The organism is Ornithinibacillus bavariensis, from assembly GCF_050433565.1.
In the GTDB taxonomy this organism is placed as follows: Bacteria; Bacillota; Bacilli; order Bacillales; family Amphibacillaceae; genus Ornithinibacillus; species Ornithinibacillus bavariensis.
The window spans coordinates 65,655-87,339 of sequence record NZ_JBNPWZ010000002.1; the positions used below are offsets into that span (position 1 = coordinate 65,655).

At 36.1% G+C, this 21,685-nt stretch carries 19 protein-coding genes and 1 other annotated feature; of the genes, 16 read left to right on the forward strand and 3 right to left on the reverse strand.

What is annotated here, in order from left to right:
• The first annotated feature begins 13 nt into the window (after positions 1-13).
• The 9 genes from HNR27_RS04205 to HNR27_RS04245 all read left to right on the forward strand — a co-directional run bounded on the left by HNR27_RS04205 (position 14) and on the right by HNR27_RS04245 (position 10,878).
• Positions 14-778 (forward strand): ABC transporter ATP-binding protein, encoded by a 765-nt coding sequence (locus tag HNR27_RS04205; RefSeq protein ID WP_212918999.1) that lies wholly within the window; start codon positions 14-16, stop codon positions 776-778.
• On the forward strand, positions 753-2,645 hold the full coding sequence (locus HNR27_RS04210) for an FtsX-like permease family protein (RefSeq protein ID WP_429338875.1): 1,893 nt from the start codon (positions 753-755) through the stop codon (positions 2,643-2,645). The genes HNR27_RS04205 and HNR27_RS04210 overlap by 26 nt, the downstream gene beginning before the upstream one ends.
• A gap of 247 nt (positions 2,646-2,892) precedes the next feature.
• Positions 2,893-3,294 carry a YbaN family protein gene (locus tag HNR27_RS04215; protein WP_212919001.1) on the forward strand — a complete coding sequence of 134 codons (402 nt, stop codon included), beginning with the start codon at positions 2,893-2,895 and terminating at the stop codon, positions 3,292-3,294.
• 189 nt (positions 3,295-3,483) lie between these two features.
• Entirely contained in the window at positions 3,484-4,131 is a 648-nt protein-coding gene (locus tag HNR27_RS04220; RefSeq protein ID WP_212919002.1) for a hypothetical protein, read from the forward strand.
• Between the two features lie 2 nt (positions 4,132-4,133).
• Positions 4,134-4,847, forward strand: coding sequence for an ABC transporter ATP-binding protein (locus HNR27_RS04225; protein WP_212919993.1), 714 nt, complete (start codon positions 4,134-4,136; stop codon positions 4,845-4,847).
• Positions 4,816-7,284: an FtsX-like permease family protein gene (locus tag HNR27_RS04230; RefSeq protein ID WP_429338876.1), complete on the forward strand. Its 2,469-nt coding sequence runs from the start codon at positions 4,816-4,818 to the stop codon at positions 7,282-7,284. The genes HNR27_RS04225 and HNR27_RS04230 overlap by 32 nt, the downstream gene beginning before the upstream one ends.
• A gap of 15 nt (positions 7,285-7,299) precedes the next feature.
• Positions 7,300-7,803, forward strand: a complete 504-nt coding sequence (locus tag HNR27_RS04235) for a PadR family transcriptional regulator (protein WP_429338877.1) — start codon at positions 7,300-7,302, stop codon at positions 7,801-7,803.
• A 213-nt stretch (positions 7,804-8,016) separates the two neighbouring features.
• A complete protein-coding gene (locus tag HNR27_RS04240; protein ID WP_429338878.1) occupies positions 8,017-9,612 on the forward strand; it encodes an amidohydrolase in 1,596 nt (531 codons plus the stop codon).
• 171 nt (positions 9,613-9,783) lie between these two features.
• Entirely contained in the window at positions 9,784-10,878 is a 1,095-nt protein-coding gene (locus tag HNR27_RS04245) for an AbrB family transcriptional regulator (protein WP_429338879.1), read from the forward strand.
• A gap of 494 nt (positions 10,879-11,372) precedes the next feature.
• Here HNR27_RS04245 and HNR27_RS04250 read toward each other — a convergent pair whose 3' ends face one another.
• Entirely contained in the window at positions 11,373-12,272 is a 900-nt protein-coding gene (locus HNR27_RS04250) for a 3-hydroxyacyl-CoA dehydrogenase (protein WP_429338880.1), read from the reverse strand.
• A 122-nt stretch (positions 12,273-12,394) separates the two neighbouring features.
• Positions 12,395-12,649: a binding site (T-box leader), on the forward strand.
• Positions 12,650-12,734: 85 nt separating this feature from the next.
• On the opposite strand from HNR27_RS04250, the gene ileS reads away from it, so the two are divergent.
• Positions 12,735-15,833, forward strand: a complete 3,099-nt coding sequence (ileS, locus tag HNR27_RS04255) for an isoleucine--tRNA ligase (protein ID WP_429338881.1) — start codon at positions 12,735-12,737, stop codon at positions 15,831-15,833.
• A 76-nt stretch (positions 15,834-15,909) separates the two neighbouring features.
• On the opposite strand, the gene HNR27_RS04260 is transcribed toward ileS, so the two are convergent.
• Positions 15,910-16,941, reverse strand: a complete 1,032-nt coding sequence (locus HNR27_RS04260; protein WP_429338882.1) for a serine hydrolase domain-containing protein — start codon at positions 16,939-16,941, stop codon at positions 15,910-15,912.
• Positions 16,942-17,145: 204 nt separating this feature from the next.
• Here HNR27_RS04260 and HNR27_RS04265 point away from each other — a divergent pair, with 204 nt between their 5' ends.
• The 4 genes from HNR27_RS04265 to HNR27_RS04280 all read left to right on the forward strand — a co-directional run bounded on the left by HNR27_RS04265 (position 17,146) and on the right by HNR27_RS04280 (position 19,165).
• Complete coding sequence (locus HNR27_RS04265) at positions 17,146-17,679, forward strand: DUF6773 family protein (RefSeq protein ID WP_429338883.1); 534 nt, start codon at positions 17,146-17,148, stop codon at positions 17,677-17,679.
• Positions 17,666-17,863 (forward strand): helix-turn-helix transcriptional regulator, encoded by a 198-nt coding sequence (locus HNR27_RS04270; protein ID WP_212919995.1) that lies wholly within the window; start codon positions 17,666-17,668, stop codon positions 17,861-17,863. The genes HNR27_RS04265 and HNR27_RS04270 overlap by 14 nt, the downstream gene beginning before the upstream one ends.
• A gap of 396 nt (positions 17,864-18,259) precedes the next feature.
• Complete coding sequence (locus tag HNR27_RS04275; protein ID WP_429338884.1) at positions 18,260-18,643, forward strand: hypothetical protein; 384 nt, start codon at positions 18,260-18,262, stop codon at positions 18,641-18,643.
• Positions 18,644-18,667: 24 nt separating this feature from the next.
• Complete coding sequence (locus HNR27_RS04280; protein ID WP_429338885.1) at positions 18,668-19,165, forward strand: DinB family protein; 498 nt, start codon at positions 18,668-18,670, stop codon at positions 19,163-19,165.
• A gap of 64 nt (positions 19,166-19,229) precedes the next feature.
• Here the strand turns inward: HNR27_RS04280 and HNR27_RS04285 are convergent, their stop codons facing one another.
• On the reverse strand, positions 19,230-19,520 hold the full coding sequence (locus tag HNR27_RS04285; protein ID WP_212919011.1) for a hypothetical protein: 291 nt from the start codon (positions 19,518-19,520) through the stop codon (positions 19,230-19,232).
• A gap of 184 nt (positions 19,521-19,704) precedes the next feature.
• On the opposite strand from HNR27_RS04285, the gene HNR27_RS04290 reads away from it, so the two are divergent.
• Entirely contained in the window at positions 19,705-20,550 is an 846-nt protein-coding gene (locus tag HNR27_RS04290) for a metallophosphoesterase (RefSeq protein ID WP_429338886.1), read from the forward strand.
• Between the two features lie 184 nt (positions 20,551-20,734).
• Positions 20,735-21,679 carry a Gfo/Idh/MocA family protein gene (locus tag HNR27_RS04295; RefSeq protein WP_429338887.1) on the forward strand — a complete coding sequence of 315 codons (945 nt, stop codon included), beginning with the start codon at positions 20,735-20,737 and terminating at the stop codon, positions 21,677-21,679.
• Positions 21,680-21,685: the final 6 nt, after the last annotated feature.

Below are 21,685 nucleotides of genomic sequence, written 5' to 3' on the forward strand. Positions count from 1 at the left end.
AAGGAGTACGATTATGCTTAAAATAAAGAAAGTAGGTAAGGTATACGAAGGAAAGGTTGCATATAGAGCATTAACAGATATTGATTTAGAGGTTGAAAAAGGTGAATTCGTGGCAATAATGGGGCCGTCTGGTAGTGGGAAAACTACACTGCTTAATATTATTTCAACCATTGATGAGCCAACGGCAGGAGTGGTTGAAATCGATGGCAAAAGTCCACATCAGCTTAAAAAGAATGAGCTTGCAAAGTTTCGTAGACAGGAGCTTGGGTTTATTTTTCAGGACTTTAATTTATTACACACATTAACAGTTGAAGAAAATATCGTTCTACCATTAACTCTAGATGGCGCAAGAATAAAGGAAATGAAAGAAAAAGCGAGTACGATTGCTGAGAAGCTAGGGATTGGTGCAATTATGAATAAACGTACCTATGAGATATCTGGTGGTCAAGCACAGCGTGTGGCTATTGCTCGCGCCATGATTCATGAACCGAAGCTTCTTCTTGCTGATGAGCCAACAGGAAATCTAGACTCCAAAGCGTCGAAGGATGTAATGGAAATGCTTGTTTCTATTAATGAAAAAGAACAAACTAGTCTATTGATGGTAACCCATGATCCACAGGCAGCTAGCTATTCGGATCGCGTTATCTTTATCAGAGACGGGAAGCTACATTCGGAAATACACCATGGAGAGTCAAGACAAGCATTTTTCCAAAAGATTATAGACATGCTCTCCTTGATGGGAGGCGATGGTAATGACCTTTCGTCAGTTCGCGTTTAATAATGTTCTCCGCAATAAGCGCCTATATGTAGCATATTTTTTAAGTAGTTTATTTACAGTAATGGTTTTTTTCACGTTTGCTAACTTTGCTTTTCACCCTGTTTTTACAGGTGGTACTGTAGATTCCAAGGCCCTCTTTAGTATGGCAGTAGCTGGTGGAATCATCTATATCTTTTCTTTCTTCTTTGTATTGTACTCGATGAGCTCATTTTTACAGTCAAGAAAGAAAGAGTTTGGTCTATTGATGCTACAAGGAGCATCCACGACCCAGATCCGGCTAATGGCGTTTATGGAAAATATACTAGTAGGGTTTCTAGCGACAGTTGGTGGAATTCTTCTTGGTTTAGTATTTTCCAAGGCTGTTCTCCTCATTGCTGAAAATGTGTTAATTGTTAATGAATCTCTAAATTTCTATTTTCCATCACTTGCTATTGGAGTTACATTCATTAGCTTTATGGTATTATTCTTGTTTATTTCTATGTTCGTAGCGTTTATTCTACGTACGAAAAAATTGATAGATTTAATTAAAGGAGATAAACAGTCAAAAGGGGAACCAAAAGCAAATATATTCTTAGCTATTTTTGCTGCACTCTTACTAATTATCGGCTATGGAGTTGCCTTAACTGTAAAGGGCGCACTAGTCGTTTACGCTATGATTCCAGTTATTGTAGTGGTAATACTCGGTACGTATCTTTTATTTACACAGCTTAGTGTATACATCATAAGAAAACTAAAAGGGAATCGTACAATTTTTTGGCGAAAGACGAATATGCTTTTATTTTCAGATTTGTCATTTCGAATGAAGGATAATGCTAGGACATTTTTTATGGTAGCGATTATTTCGACTGTTGCTTTTAGTGCTATAGGTACTTTATTTGGATTTCAATCTTATCTTACAAAAGGCATGGTACAGGCAAATCCATTTTCCATCACGTATTTTTCATATGCAGATGATACGGATAAGGATATTAATAACGAATTAAATCAAATCCAAGCCATCCTAAATGAAAAAGATATTCATTCTGAGATGAAGCAGATAGCGCTAAATTATTATTCATCTCCATACAGAGATGAAGGTGTATTATTTGTAAAGGCATCCGATTATAACAACTTTGCCAGACTCGTTGGTGAAAAAGAGATTCATCCGGGGGAAAAAGAAGCTATTGTAGTGGACCAGAGTTCGAAAATTTTATCGTATTCCAATCCTAGTGATCAACTAATGGAATCTACTATTAAATTGGAAAATGGTGCAGAACTAACCCCAACGGCTAAAATAGAAACTGAAATTTTACCGGAGTTTAATGGTTACTATATTATTACAGATAATAATTATGAACAATTAGGTTCTCCACTAAGAAGTAGTATGTATTATGTATGGCAAGTGGATAAAGGACAAACAGACAAAGTAGTTGAAGCTGGGGAAAAGATATCTGAAAAGGTCCCGTATAAAGCACAGTCCGTTGATTATAATGTTTATCAAATCAATAAGACCTTTGGACCAATCTTATTTATTGGCTTATTCATTGGTATAGTATTCTTTGTTTCAGCAGGAAGCTTTCTGTACTTTAGGTTATACTCAGATTTGGAAGATGATAAGCGTAAGTTTGGTTCAGTTGCTAAAATGGGCTTAACACAAAATGAATTGAAAAAAATAGTAAATCGACAGACTGCCTTGTTATTTTTTGCTCCAATTATTGTTGCGTTAATTCACGGAGCAGTTGCATTAACTGCTTTATCTCACATGTTTGACTTTAATTTAATGAAGGAAGCAACATTTGTATTAGGTAGTTTTGCCTTGATTCAAATCATTTATTTTTTAATTGTTCGGTTATTCTATGTTAAACAGTTAAAGCATGCTATTTATTAAAAACGAGGGATTCCAATTTTTGATAAAATTGAACACCTTTAATACGAATAGAAATAGTGATTTCATTGCTATAAAGTCAAACAATGACTATAATTGATATTAGAGCATATATTAATTTATTATAGGCTATTGTAGCATGAAATCAGTCCAAATTTTCTAGGACTTGTGCAATCTCTTTTTTACTTGCGCACGTCCTTTTTTTCATAAATCGCTATATAGACAGAATAACGAATAGTAGGTGGTAATCATGAAGAATATGAAACGGATTTTGTATATTCTACTTGGATTCATATCTTTTGGAATAGGTGTAGCGGGTACTGTGCTTCCAGTATTGCCTGGTGGACCATTTTTTCTATTTGCATCCTATTGTTTTGCAAAAAGCTCAGAACGTCTTGAAAAATGGTTCAAGCGGACCTCCTTCTATAAAAGGTATGTCGATCGATACTTCTTAAGAAAAGCGATGACAAGGATGGAAAAAATCCGGATTAATTTAATAGCTGATTTTTTTATTTTGCTATCAATTATTTTTGTGAAGATTCTTTTGGTAAGGATTATCATGGTTCTACTTGCTGTTATTAAGCATTACTATTTCATCAAGAAAATAAAGACCATCAAGCCAGATGAGATAGATTTATATGAGCTAGCTTAAAGAAATACTAAAGCCTGTCCTAACTATAGGGCAGGCTTTTTGTTTTGGAAGAAATAGTAGATGAGGGTTACTAATCATCACGCACTGAAAATCTTGTTTATTATTAAATTATTTTTCTATTGACATATATACTGAGTAAATATATACTCAGTATATATTTACTCAGTATATAAAAAGTGAGGGAGATTGATGCAGTTTTTACTCGATTATCAATGGGAAATTTTTATTTTATTAGAAGTACTTTCTCTTGTTTCAATCTTATTATTTGGGATAGTACGGTATTTATTAAGTAAGAAGAAAAGTAGTGTACTATTTTTATTTTTATTTCTTGTATTGCTCTTAATGGAGGCTGCTTTAGCAGTTGTTCTATACAGAGAGACTGGAGAAATTTCCACTTTTCAAATTGTTATTACTATCTTTGTCATCTATGCATGTACATTTGGAATCGGCGATTTTAAAAAACTGGATCGTTATATGAGATTGAAAATAGGAAATTGGCGTGGAATCGATTTACTAACTGAAGAAGATAAATTATTAATGAGGAAACAGAAGGATCCCAGATATATTGCACAAAAATATCGATACAGTTCCATGATACATTTCGTTATCTTTGTATGTGCTCAGGCTATCTTTTGGTATATCGGATTGGGTAGTATCGAGAAAGTAATTTCTTATCTTACAGATTTATCTTGGATAGGAACATCCAATGTAGAAAACACTCCTTATCCGAACGAGGTATTATATGGGATATCACAGGTTTGGGGATTAGTATTTATTATTGATTTTATATATTCGTGGTCCTATACCATATTTCCATCAAAACAAGGAGGTGAATAGTGATGATACAAGTGAAAGGTTTGCAGAAAAACTATAAAACTGCAACAGAAGAGATATCTATTTTAAAGGGCGTCGATTTTTCAGTTGAAGAAGGGGAGTTTGTTTGTATTATTGGGCCAAGTGGATCTGGCAAAACAACTTTACTCCATTTATTAGCTGGTCTTGACACCATATCGACTGGAACAATCGAATTGGATGGAGTTGATATTACTACAAAATCAGAAAAAGAACGAACGATTCTACGACGTAAAAAAATTGGCTTGATTTTTCAAAACTATCAATTGCTACCTACATTAACCGTCTATGAAAATATTATTTTCCCTTTACATGCGGATGGTAAAAAAGTTACACCGGATAAGGTTTTACAACTGCTACAGGATGTTGATTTAGTCGGATATGAAAAACGATTTCCTAGTGAACTAAGCGGCGGTCAGCAGCAACGGGTCGCCATTGCAAGAGCGCTAATTCATGAGCCTTCAATCCTCTTGGCAGATGAGCCTACTGGTAACTTGGATAGACAACGGGCAAGTGACATTCTTGATTTACTAGCTAGGCTTCATCAAGAGAGAAAGCAAACTATAGTCATGGTAACACACGACATGTTTGCAGCAGGGTATGCAGATCGAATTGTATTATTTAAAGATGGCGTAATGGAAGCGGAAGTGAAAAGGGAGGATGAGGACTATGCTAAGTTCCTTTCGCGTTTCATGGCGTAATGTGACTAGACATAAAAAGCGATTCTTTTTCACTCTTGTTGCTGTAGTACTAGGTATAGCTGTAATGACTAGTATGTTAATAGCTAAGGAAACCTTTTTTAATCTAATGGATGAGCAGGAGCAATTAACTGCTGGAAATGCAGATTTTCGGATTAAAGGAAATGAACGATTTTTCTCGGAAAGTGAATTGGATGGAGTCCTGGAAAAAGATGAATTAGCTGGTGAGGTTAGAATCTTAACGAAGCGTGGATTTGTAGACATGGACACTGAATATCCAGAACAGACTACAGTGAGATTTATCGGCATCTCAAACCTTCAAAATGGACTAATTGAATTACCAGTTAAAGAGGGAGACATTACGGAGGAAGGACTCATTATAACGGAAAATGCTGCTGACCTTTGGAACAAAAATCTTGGAGATAAAGTAATGTTTCAGGGCATGGGTAGTTTGACAATAACAGCAATTGTTAACGAGGGAGGGATAATCAATAGCCCTGAATCAATGGATGAAGCATTATTCCGTGATTTTGGAGTGATTGTACCTTTGAAAGTACTCCAAGGATGGACTGGAATGAACAACCAAATTTCAGAGTACCGGTTTAATGTGAAGAATGCTCTGGATAAGAGTCAATTATTATCATCCTATCAATTAAAATTAGAAGATACTAACTTATTTGTTCAGCCCATTGTTCTAGATACACAGCAATATAATGATATTGAGGGTATGTATTTTGTCTTTGATCTTATCGCTATTCTATCTATCTTTATCAGTGCATTTATTGCATTTAATATGATTAATACAAGTATTGTTGAGCGTAAAAGAGAGATTTCTATTATGAAAAGCTTAGGATATACAAAGGGAAATGTGTTTAAATTAGTTTTAAAGGAAGTTGGTTTTCTTGCAGTACTCGGAACTCTGTTTGGATTGGGCATAGGAATATGGCTTGGATTTGTTGTTCAGGATATGTTAATCACTGCAATTGTCACACAGGATATAGTCCATCATGTGGAAATCATTACTCCTTTAATCACAGCATCTCTTGTTGGCTTGATTTTCCCATTTATTGCTGCAGCATTACCATTATATAAAGCGGCAAATACCCCAATTCTAGAGGCAATGTTTAATAAGAATGTTTCATTCAGTACCTTAAATAAGCTACATATACCGCGAATAATTCTAGGGGCAATTTGTACTGGAATCGGATTAATTGATAATGTATGGGCATTTCTATTCTTATTCGTTGGGCTTGTTCTTCTATTTCCATTATGGATGAAAATAGTTCAATTTGTACTAAGTCCTATTTTAGAGAGGATTTTTGGTTTTTCAGGGAAACAGGCAGTACGTTCGATACACCAATTTGTTAATCGTAATGCGAATACAGCAGCCATGCTTGCTATCGGTGTAAGCTTAGCCCTCTTTATGAGTGCAGCATTAAAATCATTACCAGAAGGCATGGAAGATGATATAAGAGAGACATTCGGTGGGGATATAATTATAGAGAAAGAAACACCATGGACCGATACGGATATACAAAGGGTAAACGGTTTGGCTGATATATCCGAGGTTTATTCTTACGCAGAGATACCGAATGTGACATGGCATACTCAACGTAATGCTATACGGGAGTTTTCGATTATCTCCTTTTCAGATTTAGACGGGGAAAATATGTTTAATGTAATAGAAAAAACGGATAAGAATAGTGAATACCCCTCTATCTATGTTGGTGAACGTGCACTTCAAGAATGGGGCGGATATATTGGCGACCTTATCACATTGAATACACCTGCTAGTGAAGGTAGATTTTTCGTAAAAGGTACTGTTGAGACCTCTCACTACACAAGCTATGTTGGATTTGTTGAGGAAGCAGTTGTCAGAGATATCCTAAATTGGCCATGGAACTATCATCTTGTAGTTGATGTAGCAGAAGAGGACTCAATTCCTATCATATTGTCAGGACTAGATAATATCTTTGGAGAAACTATCGTTTATGTGGACGTAATGAGCTCAACCATTGAGCAGGCAAAAAGTGGCATAACGGGAATGAATGATTTGATGCAGGGTCTACTATTGCTAGTTATTGCGATATCTGCAATTGGTATCAGTAATACATTATTTATGAATACGCTAGAACGTACGAGAGAGCTTGGAACTATGAGAGCACTTGGATTTACAAAGTGGCAAGTCAGATTTATGATTATGGCAGAAGGTTTATTCATTGGTATTACAGGTGTTATTGTTGGAACATTATATGGAATTTTGGTTGTTTATTTAAATGCAATTTCAAAGCAAGCACCAATGTTTCTTAGTTTTTCGATTCCGTGGACTAGTTTAGCTTTGGCTATGGCGGGAGGAATTGCCTTCACGCTTATTGCCTCATGGCTACCTAGTAATTCAGCATCACGAATACCAATAAAGGCAGCGATAAATTATGAATAAGTGGGGATCATCATCATGTCAGTAAAACATTCATTACTTGCCCTATTGTATGAAAAACCGCGACATGGCTATGAATTAAAGACGGGTTTTGAAGAAATGGTGCAAGGGATGTGGCCTTTAAATGCTGGTCAAGTCTATACCACCCTTGATCGTTTGGAACGAGATCGATTAGTTGAAACTCCTGGCCATGATAAAAAGGATCGAAAACTATATACAATTACCGATGCTGGTAAAGAGGAACTTTGGGACTGGTTAGAGCAGCCTGTTGGAAGGTCTTTATTTAAAGACGAATTTTATTTTAAGTTTCTTTGTGCGAATCATGTTTCCTATGAAAATAAGCAGGTCATGATTAGAAATCAAAAGGAAACCATCATTAAGGATATTCTTCATCTGACACATTTGAAAAAACAAATGACTAGTTCTCATAATTTCACGATGAAGATGCTAATAGAAGGTGCACTACTGCATTTAGAAGCAGATGTAAAATGGTTGGATATGATAGCAGAAATGAATAATTAACGAAAGAACGGCGTCCGTTACAGAGGGATAGCCGTTTTTTTATGAATATAAGTGGTCATATGCCTATTGCTGGAATTTTTTTAAAATACGTTCTTCTCTGCTTGACAGATTTAATTCTTTAATTAAATATAAGGCTAATACGCACCGTGCAAGTTCAAACATACAAGTTATGCGATATAAAGAAATTCAATAGAAGTTAGGGAGGAATCTGCAGTGAGAAAGCTTTGGTATGGTGGAACAATCTATACAATGGAAAGAGAAAATGAGACAGTTGAGGCAGTTCTTGTAGAGGCAGACAGAATTAGTGCGGTAGGATCTTATGAAGAACTAGTTAAACAGGCTGATGAATTATATAATTTAAACGGTGCAACGATGTATCCTGGTTTCGTGGACAGTCATCTACATATTATTTATCAAGGACAGAAATTAACTCGTCTTAATTTATCAATGGCTACTACAACTGATGAAATGCTAGGGATGATAAGAGAGGCAGCAAAGAATACACCGAAGAACCAATGGTTATTCGGTGAAGGGTGGAATGAAAATAATTTTCCAGATAATCGCATTCCGACGATACAAGAACTTGATGCTATTCGAAAAGAGCCTATTTTATTGACCAGAATTTGTCATCATGTAGTTCTAGGAAATACAGCAGCACTTTCGGCTGGAGGGTATGACGAATCAAGTGCTTCTCCTTTCGGTGGCGAGATTGGTAGAGATGCAGATGGAAAGTTAAATGGACTATTATATGAGCAAGCTGCCAATCCTGTAACAGAGGCAATTCTAAAGGAAGGCGAGGCATATGTGGATGAACTCACAAATACCCTTGACCTTGCAATTAAGGATATGCTTTCATATGGTTTAACCGGTGGACATACGGAGGATATGAGTTATTTTGGTAATTATAAAAACCCATTAACTGCTTATCAACGAGTGGTGGGGATGAAACAGCATTTTCGGGTAAATCTATTACGACATCAGTCAGTTTTTGAAGAAATGATGGAAGATAATATTATATATAATGACTCATTTATCCAACTTGGAGCGATGAAGATTTTTGTTGATGGGGCCTTAGGTTGCTCAACTGCTGCATTATCAAACCCATATGCTGATCAGCCTAATAATAAAGGGCTATTAATCCAGTCAGATGATGAATTGGAAAGGCTGGTAAAACTTGCGCGAACCCACAATGAATCGGTTGCAGTTCATATTATCGGTGATGCGGGGGCAGAACAACTATTAACTATTTTGGAAAAATATCCGTTAACTAATGGAAAAAGGGACCGATTAATTCATGCTTGTCTGTTAAGAGAAGACTTAGTAGAAAGAATGAAGAAACTGCGGGTAGTAATTGATATACAGCCAGCATTTGTACCATCTGACTTTCCTTGGGTGATTGATAGGCTAGGAGAAAATCGGCTTGAATGGGCCTATGCTTGGAAAAAATTGTTGGAACATGGATTCATGTGTGCTGCAGGTACGGATGCACCGGTAGAGGATATTAATCCTATCGCAACTATCTATGCAGCCGTTGAACGTAAGAAGCCTTATGAATCACATGATGGCTATTTGCCAGGTGAGAAATTAACACGTTTTCAAGCGGTTCAGTTATATACGCTTGGTAGCGCACAAGCAATCTGCAAGGAACATGAACAGGGCTTGATTAAGCCAGGTTATTTGGCTGATTTCTCAATTTTTGACCGGGATCTTTTCGAAGGAACTTCAGAGGAAATGCTTGCAGCTAAAGCAGTTAAAACAGTTGTTGCTGGAAGGATTGTGTATGAACTAGCTACTGATCTAGATTTGTGATTCAGATTTTAATATTTTTATTATATGAAAAGCATTGCCAAAAAAGGGTCGATGCTTTTTCATTTGTCATAAATTATGCAGATTATTTGCTTGATATAAGTATAAGATTTATGATGACAATGTCATTAATATCAATTTATTTCACTTATTAGAAGAAGAGAGGCACTACATTTGACGCAGCTTATGAAAGACTTGAAGAAAATAATGATTACTGCTCTTGCTGCACTTGTTGGCGGAGCTTTGTTTAGCTTATTGCATATTCCTGTCCCATGGCTACTGGGGCCAATGCTTGTAATGGTGATTTGTAAAAATGTAATGAAATGGAACTTAACATGGCCGAGTGAACTCCGAGATAGTGGAATGATAATAGTAGGCTATACAATTGGACTATCGATGACTTCTGCAGCTCTTAAAGAAATGGCTGAGCAGTTGCCTTCTATGCTTTTGCTAACAATTCTATTGATGCTATGGTGTTCGGGAATTGCCTTTTTAGTATCAAAGGTATCAAAGATAGATTTTCAATCGGCATTACTTGGAAGTATTCCTGGAGGGCTCACGCAGGTTATTATGCTTGCTGAGGAGACGAAGGGTATTAACCTCGCAGTTGTCACCATCACTCAAGTTCTAAGACTCATGATTATTGTCATTTCTATGCCACTGTTAGTTATGTTACCGATATTTAGCAATGTATCAGGGGACCAAGTATCGACTACCACTGTGGATTCAGTCGGAATGTTTCCGAATATAGTATTCTTTGCACTGGTGTGTATTGTGTTCGCAATAGGTGGAAACAAAATACATTTTCCTACCGCCTATTTATTAGGTCCAATTATCGGAACAGCATTATTGCAGCTCACTGGTGTGGCAGGCCCCCATTTACCGGCAGCCGTTGTCGATTTAGCACAGCTTATGATTGGGAGCCATGTTGGCCTTATGCTACAAACAGATCAAATTGTCAAAAAAGGATGGACGTTTACACTTGCAATTGGAAGTGGAATTCTGCTTATGGTAGGATCCATTTTACTTAGTATATTATTAACAGTTCTTCACGATGTCTCACATGCTACCGCATTATTGAGCCTCGCGCCTGGGGGAATGGATCAAATGGGAATTATTGCTCATGAAATTAATGCGGATTTATCGATGGTATCGGGATATCAGCTATTTCGAACCTTTTTTATCTTTTTTGCTATACCTCCATTATTAAAAGTGTTGTTTAAAGCAATGGAACGGAAAAATCATCAGGTGAGTAAGGATACTAAATAAGGGTCTGAAACATGAGGATAGAAGTACTTTTCTGGTTACCTTAAAAGCCTAATTCCATGAAAAAAGAGTAACTATGTCTAATAGAGATGTTCTAATAGACTAAATCAATGAAAAAAGAGTAACTATGTCTAATAGAGATGTTCTAATAGACTAAATCAATGAAAAGAGAGTAAGTATGTCTAATAGAGACGTTCTAATAGACTAAATCAATGAAAAAAGAGTAACTATGTCTAATAGAGATGTTCTAATAGACTAAATCAATGAAAAAAGAGTAAGTATGTCTAATAGAGACGTTCTAATAGACAAACTCAATGGTAAAAAGAGTAAATATGTCTAATAGAAACGTTCCAAAAGCCGAACTCAATGAAAACCCATTGAAAAGAGTTTAATCGATGCGTGATAATAGCCAACCTTTTGTCTAAACCATGGGGGAATGGATTATATAAGCACTGTCATAATAGCAAAACCGCTTCACGAGGGGAAGCGGTTAACTGTTAATTATCTAAAAAGCCAGGATCCTTAAACATTGGATTAGGATACTTATAAAATCCTTCTCCTGTTTCAATTCCAAGTTTTCCTTTATCGATATACTCTGTTTTAAGAAAATCTGCCATACGTTGAAACTCTTCATCCCCGGTTGCTTTCACTTTAGCTACTGTAATATTATAAGCTGTTCTAATTCCAACAACATCCAGAATTGCAAACGGACCTTGTGGTGCTCCAGTTGCAATCATCCATGTCTTATCAATGGTATCTACATCGGCAATCCCATTCACTAATAGTTTTTGACCTGCCTCCAAAAAGGGAACTAACAGGGAATTCAGGATATATCCTGGTTGTTCTTTGTACAAAGGAAGGGCAACCATCCCAATTGCCTTGGCAAATTCAATAATATCTTGAAAAACTTTTTCATCGGTACCTGGATGTTTCATGATTTCTGCAGTATTGTTATTCCAAATTTCATTGGCAAAGTGAAGAGCAAGGAACTTATCTGGTCTTCCTGTTGCTTCTGCAAATTGACTTGGTAAAAGGGTAGAAGAATTGGTTGCAAATATCGTATGATTTGGAGCAACTTGTGCTAGCTTTTTATAAAAATCCATCTTAATGTCAACAACTTCTGGAACGGCTTCGATCAAGAGATCTGCTGAAGAAACAGCCTTAGACAAATCACTGTAAAAATTCATGCGGTTGTAAGCATTGTCTACTTCTTCTTGTGTAGCTCCTAGATCTTCTTGATAGCGTGCTTTCAGCTTTTGTATTCTATCCTTTGCTATTTCAATTGCCTCGTCGTTAATATCAAAAACAGAAACATTAAATCCTTTATATGCGGTTTGGTAGGCAATTTGACTTCCTAAAACTCCACTTCCAGCTACAGTGATATTTTTGTAATCCATGTTAGATCTCCTTTATATTATCATCACGGTTATAGCTTTTCTTTCCGAACACAAATTATTCTAATAAATTATCTTGACAAAAATTAACCTCTAGTTTAATCTAATTTTTAATATTAAGTCGGTTAAATTCGTTGACGAGAATGAGTAGGCATGAGAACTGAACCACAGAGAGTTGACATTTTGGTGAAAGTCAATGTTCCGTTCATGTTGAATATCCTCTCTGAGAAGGAAAGCTGAAACTTGTAAGCTAAGCTTTTCCGGGTATCCGCCGTTAAAAGGATCGCGTATGTTTGTACGTTGAAGGAGTGCTAGATAATCGTAATTTTTTGGCGGAATCTAGAATCAGGGTGGTAACACGGGTAAAACTCGTCCCTATATAGGGACGGGTTTTTTTTATTGCTTAAACAGACTAAGGGCTTTTTACCGACTAGATTTAAATATGAAAAAAGGAGTGGGAAATGAATGGGAAATGAGAGGGAAAGTGAATCTGCAGTACAACGAGAAAAGCGATTAAGTAACCTGTGGAAAAGAGAGGAAACCTTTAAGAAGTCAATTGAAAATCGTAAGGGGAGAGAAAAATTTGTGCTTTATGAGGGACCTCCGACAGCAAATGGAATGCCTCATGCTGGTCACGTATTGGGAAGAGTCATTAAGGACTTTATCGGTAGGTACAAAACGATGCAAGGATATCAAGTGATTCGTAAAGCAGGGTGGGATACACATGGATTGCCTGTAGAACTAGGAGTAGAAAAGAAGATTGGTATATCAGGTAAAAAGGATATTGAGGCTTATGGAGTAGAAAAGTTTATCGCAGAATGCAAGAAAAGTGTATTTGATTATGAACGAGAATGGCGCATGTTTACTGAAGCTATCGGTTATTGGGTTGATATGGATAACCCATATATTACCTTGGAAAATAATTATATTGAAAGTGTTTGGTATATCTTAGCTACCATCCATGAAAAAGGATTACTTACAAAGGGACATCGAGTAACACCGTACTGTCCTAGCTGTCAAACCTCACTTAGCTCCCATGAGGTTGCTCAAGGATATAAAGATGTAAAAGATTTATCAGCGACAGTAAAATTTAAAGTAAAGGGCACTAATCAAGAATATTTCCTTGGCTGGACGACAACACCATGGACACTTCCAGCCAATGTTGGCTTAGCAGTTCATAATGATTTGGAATATGTAAAGGTTAAGCAGAATGATAACGTATATATTGTTGCAGAAAATCTAGTAGAAAAGGTTTTTAAAAATGATTATGAGGTTCTAAGTAATCATAAAGGAAGTGAGTTTATCGGACTCCATTACGAGGCACCTTTCGATTATTTAAAATTAAATAAAGGTCATGTCGTGGTCGCAGCAGATTTTGTTACCGTAACTAGCGGAACTGGTATCGTTCATCTTGCGCCTGCTTATGGGGAAGATGATTATCGTACTGTTCAAGAAAATGGGTTAGATTTTGTTAATATAGTTGACCAAGTAGGATGTTATACAGAGGAAACTGGGATACTTGCAGGTAAATTTGCCAAAGATAGTGATGTAGCAATCATCAAAATGCTTTCAGAAAAAGGATTATTATTCTCTAAGGAAAAATATGAACATAGCTATCCCCATTGCTGGCGCTGTGACGCACCTCTCCTCTATTATGCTATGGAAGGATGGTTTATCAAGACAACTGAAATAAAAGAGGAAATCATTCAAAATAATGAACAGATTCATTGGCACCCGGAACATATGAAACACGGCCGGTTTGGTGATTTCTTGGAAAATATAGTCGATTGGAATATAGGTAGAAATCGTTACTGGGGAACCCCACTGAATGTGTGGATTTGTGATAGCTGCAACTATGAGTACACACCAAAAAGTATTCAAGATTTAAAACAAAATGCTAAGGGTAAGGTTTCTGAAAACCTGGAACTCCATAAGCCATATGTTGATCAAGTATTACTTTTTTGTCCAGCCTGTAACGGGGAAATGAAGCGAACAAAAGAGGTAGTTGATGTATGGTTTGATAGTGGATCCATGCCATTTGCACAGTACCATTACCCATTTGAAAATAAGGAACTATTTGAAAATCAATTTCCTGCTGATGTTGTCGTTGAAGGGGTCGATCAAACACGTGGGTGGTTTTATAGTCTATTGACCGTATCAACCCTATTCTCTGGAAAGCCATCTTATAAACGAGTCCTATCTCTAGGCCATATTTTAGATGAGGATGGTCAGAAAATGTCAAAGAGCAAGGGAAATGTAATCAATCCAATGGAGTTAGTAGAAAAATACGGTGCAGATGCATTACGGTGGTCATTACTAGTGGACAGTGCGCCATGGACTAATAAACGTTTTTCAGCAAATATTGTGGGCCAGGCAAAGTCGAAATTAGTAGATACAATCGCTAATATTTATTCATTTTACTCCTTGTATGCCGAAATTGATCACTTCATTCCTAAAAAACATGGTCAAGGTAAGAAGACATTACTTGATAAATGGGTTTTAACAAGATTAAATACAGTTATTAAAAGCGTTATTAGCCATCTTGATGATTATGCATTTAACCCTGCGGCAAGAGAGATAGCCTCTTTTGTGGATGAGGTTAGTAACTGGTATATTCGCCGTTCGAGACACCGCTTTTGGAGTGAGGAAATGAATGATGATAAGCTAGCTGCTTACCATACCTTATATGAAGTATTGGTTTCGTTAAGTAGATTACTTGCACCATTTACTCCGTTTATTACTGATGATATTCATCGTGTATTGACAGGAAACAGTGTCCATCTAGAAGATTTTCCTGTCATCAGAGAAGATTACATCGATTTAGAGCTAGAAAGGGAGATGGGAGGAGTCCTTCAAGTGATTGAGCTTGCCCGTAGTGCTCGCAATACAGCAAATCTAAAAACGAAACAGCCGCTTTATGAATTAATTATTGTTGGGAAAAAACAACATATCAGCTTTTTATTAAAGTATAGTGAAATTATCCGAGATGAGATAAACGTAAAGAAGGTTATTGTTAAAGAAATCAGTGATGCTGAGGACCTATTTGAATATGAAGTCAAGCCAAATTATTCAACTGCTGGTCCTAGGCTAGGAAAAGATATTAGAATAGTGCAAATGCTATTAAAAGAACTGTCAGAAGAAGAATGTAAAAGGATTATTAAAAAAGGCTATTTCGATTATTTATCAGAGGCTGGAAATGCGCTGAGATTGGGAATAGAGGATTTGTTAATTAGGCAAAAAACAAAAAATGGGTTAGAGATGACTAAGAATGATACCTATACTGTATTCCTAAACACAGAGGTGGATGAAGAACTACGAAAGGAGGGGCTTGCTCGTGAGTTGATTAGAGCAGTTCAACTTTACAGAAAGGAGTTAAATTTACCTGTCGATAGTAGGATTAATATTACGTTTAACGTAAATGAAGTAATGAGAAAAGTAATTGAAGAACATAGGCTATTATTAGAAAGAAACCTATTATTAAAAGAAATGTTTTTCGCTATGGATCCTGAGATGAAAAAAATTACTTTAGATGGCGAAAAAGTTGGCATTAAAATAGATATATAATATAAGCTTTTTCTTAAATTCGGTTTAATAGAATACTCTCCTCGGACTAAGGAAAATAGTGCGAGGAGAGTCTTTTTTAAAAATCAATTGCATGATAAATTTCACCAATAATTCCTTCCATTTGGTGAACACCAAGTTCTGAATTTGTCATTATAACGACACCTTTTCCTATATAAGGATATGCTGCCAACATACATTGAAAACCAATACCCCAACCAAGTGATGAAATCTCTAACCCATTTTCTGTTTCACTTAAAAAGCAGCCTAATCCAGTCCAGCTTTTACCACCCTGTGGGCTAATGAATTCTTTTGCCGTTCTTTTAGAGATTCCAAGTTTACTTTTCCCATTTATTGCATTCATTAGTTCTATCAATAATTTTGCCAAGTCTGAAGCAGTTGCCCATAATCCTGAAGCAGCAGGGTATGGATAGATAGGGATTTTTCCATTAACTAAGCTACCATATTTGTTATGACCACTAGATATGGTTTCTTTTGGAATTTTGGTAGTGTTAAAGGTACTATGGTTCATTTTCAATGGGGTAAAGATGAATTCGTTGACGATTTCCCCATAAGGTCTTCCAGTAACATCCTCAATTAGCAGTTGAATGACACAATAACCGGCATCCGAATAAGAAAACTCACTACCAGGAACTTGTTTTACTTCAATAGGGACTTTACAATATGGTGTTTTTCCTTCTAATAGTTCGACGATAGAGGGTACTCCAAAGGAAGAATTAAATTCTGTGAAACTACCTTTAGGATCGATGATACCAGATTGATGACTAAGTAGGTGTCGTAATGTAACCTTTTTGTTTTTTGTAAACTCATTGCAAGGAACCTTCCAGGATATCAATTGTTGATTTACATCCTCGTCTAAATTAAGAATGTCTTGTTCTGTTAGTTTCATTACTAGTAACCCGGTTAGAAATTTACTTATGGAACATGCACTAAAAATAGAGTTGTTATCGGCTTTTCTTTCAGAATTTGCCTCAAGTACACCAAAGTTCTTTGTAAAACTGATCTCATAATTGTTTAGTAAAGCAATGCTAAGACCTATTACATTATAATGTTTCATTCGGTTCTCCACATTAATATTAGTTTGTTCCATGCACATTCTCCTTATTAAGTTATCCTACTAGCAGAATAACACGAATGTACGTTCTTGTATATGGTTAAGCTAGTATTTTTATGTTTTGCCATCTCCAAAAGTGATTTGATAATTTTAATAATCATAATGACATATATATATTGCAAAATGACAAAAATAAATGTATTATAAGTATAACAATAAAAACGATGGGGGGAATCCTTTATGGAATGGTTTAAGAAAAAGAAGATAAGTGATGAGCGCATTATTAATATTCAGAATAAAATTTTTAAGGAAATATATTATTTAATTCTCGTGATTTGCAGTGTATCCATCTTATTAAAAATCTATTATTTTAACTTCGATATTAACCACATCCTAACAGAATTAGTTATTTTAATTCTTGGTGGACTATACTACACCTTCCGAACAGTTCAGCTTGGAATATTCTCAGATGAGGTTGAGATCCACGATAGAACAAGTAAATGGACAATGACTAAGAAAAATATTATGTTCATCCTAGCTCTCGTTATTATCTTAGCTATTATTACGGGGCTGAACAGTGCTATTAATTATAGGGAAGGTACATCCCAGTCCATATACTATTTTATTTTAGTTTTTTTCGTAACAATATTGATCAATGTACCTGTCTTTATGCTAGTCTTTGTAGTTGGCCATGAAATAGCAAGAAGTAGGAGTAAAAAAGTAATTGAAAAGCAGTTAGAAGAGCTTGACGGTGATGACAATGAAAAATATTAAAATGAAAATAGCGCGTGTAGAGCATGACTTGTCTCAAGAGGAATTAGCTAAACGAGTGGGTGTTTCTAGACAAACAATTGGTCTAATAGAATTAGGGAAATATAATCCCACACTTAGCCTGTGCAAAGCCATTTGTAGAGCTTTAGATAAAACGTTAGACGAATTATTCTGGGAAGAAGAATAAAGGGAGGATTGTATAAAAGCAGAAACCCATTCCCTACTATTTTTTACGGATTGGGTGAAATATTCTCTCTTTGTCAACACCCTACTAGAGGTAAATTTTACTGGTGGACCAATGGTTGAAGGAATGACAATACAGTTTTCTATATTCGTATAGCTAGTATATTCGTTCTAACGCTTGCGTTTGTCTTCATTAAAAAGCGAGATGTGAATATCTAACGTAATAAAGGTAAGTTCTTTTGCTTTTGTTTAAAGTAATAGAGCCTACCTTTATTTTTGCTTCAAAATAACCTAAACCGTAGATAAAAGTGATATTATTGTAATGAAAAGTCATAATATTTAAAAACGGATGCAATCATGAGGTAGTTTAATACAAATATTACTGAAAGGAGTTCCTGTAATGGTGTTAATAAGGATAGCTGAAATTCTCCTTGGTCTTATTTTTCTTGGAGCGGGCTTGAATGGTTATGTTGTCTTATTCGGCTTCGAGCCATTTGCACCAACTAGTCCTGCTGCAACAGAGTTCTTGGGGGATGGCTATTTATTGGCAATGGAAAAAGGTGTGGAGATAATAGCGGGAGTCTTACTACTAATTCGCCGATTTGTTCCACTAGTATTAATCGTTCTGGCTAGCCTAATCGTCAATATAATAGCGTTCCACCTGTTTGTTGATATAGACTTACTTTGGTTAGCGATAGTGGTAGCTGTATTAGAAGGGGTATTGTTATGGTGCTACCGCAGAAGTTACAAGGGTCTATTGGTTAGTAAGACAAAATTAGAATAAATTTGAAAAGTAGAGGGGAGCTTTATGAGTAACTTAATTCGTAATAGCTTGGAACAAACTCGTGAGGAGCTTTTGCAGGAGATTACATCATTAACCTTTGAGGAGTTAAACAGAAAACCGAATATGGAGACATGGAGTGTTGCTCAAAATTGTCACCACCTATATTTAACAGAAATCGCCACTGTAAGAGCAATTAAATGGGGATTAAAGGAGGGGAAGGAGTCTGATGACAGAAGGAAAAATATTCAGCTTATACTAGACAGAACAGTAAAATATCCTGCCCCCAGTGTGGTAGAGCCCTCCGAGGAATCTTTAGAGCTGGAGCAATTAAAAGAAATGTTAGCTGATTCAAGGAAGCAATTACTTGAAACAGTTAATAGCTTGGAAGACTTATCTGAATTAACGAGGAAGGTGGTTAAACATCCTGCTTTTGGTACAATGGCATTAGACCAATGGGTAGAATTATTACCCTTGCACGAACAACGTCATCTTTCTCAAATAAGAGAAACCTTGAAAGAATAGTTGCATGCTAGGCGACACATTGACTGATTGCTCTCAATCAATGTAGCGTCTAGCATTACTATTTTTATTGATTTTTTTTCTTGTTTCGCTTTCTTTTATAGGCAAGCCAGGTGGTCTTTAAGGAAGAATATACACCAATTGCAGCAGTACCGTAAAACCCTCCCATAAACAGCCCGGCAATTAGATCATGACGGTGGCTAATAAATATGGAAATAAGGAATCCAATAATAGTCGCAATGGTTGGAAAATACTTGCGTGGAATTGGGAATAGTTTAAAAAATTGTGTTAGGATAACGGTTAAGGGAACCGCAATAACAGCATCCCAAAAATTAGTATGGATGTCTGGGAAATTCATATTTTGTATTCCTTTCGTGATTTAATTAGGTTACTTTGCTTTAGTTTGTGGATAATAGATTGTTCTATTCGACGGAAATAAATAAGGGTTGTCCAAATGCAAAAAATAGTACCAAGATGAAACACAATAGTAAGAGCAACAACTAGGATATGGTTATTCTAAAAATAGTGTAAGGAGGTAATATATGAGGTCTCCCTATCCAAAAAAATTTAAAAGGAAAATGTGGTTATTTCTCGGCACACTATTAATTCTTGGAACATCGGCAAAAGCCTATTTTGACACGAATGTATTCAAGATCAATAAAGTCCAATTTCAAACAAATAAAATTGCTGCAGGGTCTAAAATAACGGTTTTACAGATAAGTGATGTACATAATAAGATTTCCCGTAGCCAGCATGAAAAACTGATTGAGGCAGTAATAAGAGTGAATCCGGATGTAATTGTATTAACAGGTGACTTAGTTGATCGAACTACAGCAGATTTAACCAATGTATTCTTATTCATTGAACAGCTGGTAAAAGTTAATCAAAATACCTTTTTCGTGACTGGTAATCATGAAAGGGATAATAGCAATGTTGATGAATTATTAGCTGGATTGGCGGATCGTGGTGTCACAGTACTTAGCAATAGTAATACAGAAATCATGATTGGGGATTCAACGATTAATCTTGTAGGAATAGATAATGAATCGACCAATCATGAAAATATGAATCTAGCATTTTCTGGTATAAAGCACGAAAAATATACCATTTTACTTTCTCATTCACCTGGTGTAGTAATAAACTATCAGGATATCCCAGCTGACTTAATATTAAATGGTCATACACATGGGGGACAGATAAGGTTACCATTGGTTGGTGCAATTGTAGCTCCAAATCAAGGATATTTTCCTAAATACGATAAAGGTACCTTTGAAATAGGATCTGAACAGTATATATATATTGACAGTGGTCTTGGGACGAGTGTTGCACCAGTGAGATTTTGGAATCAGAGCCAGATAAGTTTGATTGAGATTAATGGATCTAACTAAAACTGGCCCCAAAAATGTAGTTTAGTAGATCGAGAGAGTGATGTAGCGGATCCATTCTACTAGGAAAGAGAAATATTTATCTCAGTCTATAAAAAGAAATAACATTCTACTATTATACGGCTTATGGAACTTCGATTATAATGAAAGAGTAATGATTTAAATGCGACAGTGAGGGAGAGAAATCATGATACATATTGGTATAGTTGGACTAGGTGCTATTGGACAGCGTTTATTAAATAGATTTAAGGGTCATCCAGAAGTTCAAGTGGTTGCAATATGTGACCAGATAGATTCATTAGTCACAGAAACTGCAGCAGAACTTGGTAATGTAGGGACCTATAAGAAGCATCAGGAATTAATTGCTGATCCTAGAGTGGAATTGGTATATGTGGCGGTACCACCTAAATTCCATCATCAGGTTGCCATGGACGTATTACAGGCAAAAAAACATGTTCTGTGTGAAAAGCCGTTAGCAAACTCATTAGAAGAGGCAGATGAATTGCGGAAAGCTGCTAAGGAAGCAAATGTAATACATGCGATGAATTTCCCGTTAAATTATGAAGAGGCTGCAATTAAGTTTGCTGAGCTAATCGATCAAAATTATATTGGTAAGTTACGACGGTTGCAGCTTACTATGCATTTTCCAGAATGGCCACGCCCATGGCAGAGAAATGCATGGGTAGCTGGCCGTGAGCAAGGTGGCTTTGTACTTGAAGTGGGAGTGCATTTTATTCAGCAAACCTTAAAGATATTTGGTGATATTACAAACATTACTGCTAAACTAGAATTACCCACTGATCCAAATAAATGTGAGACAGGAATTATCGCATCAGCAGAGCTTCTTGATGGTACACCAGTCCTAATTGAAGGATTAAGCCAATTTGTTGGGAAGGAATTTATTGGTTTCACCGCATATGGTACGGAAGGAATCCTTTCACTGGATAATTGGGGAGAGCTTCGAGGTGGGAAGAACGGTGAGGAATTGCAGGTTATTTCATATGAAACTGTTCAATCAAAGAACTTAATTGATGAATTGATTAAGGCTATCAGTGGTCAGCAAGCAGAAATCTATGACTTTGAAGTGGGCTATAAATCCCAAGAGATATTAGAAAAGCTACGCAAACTTTAATCATAA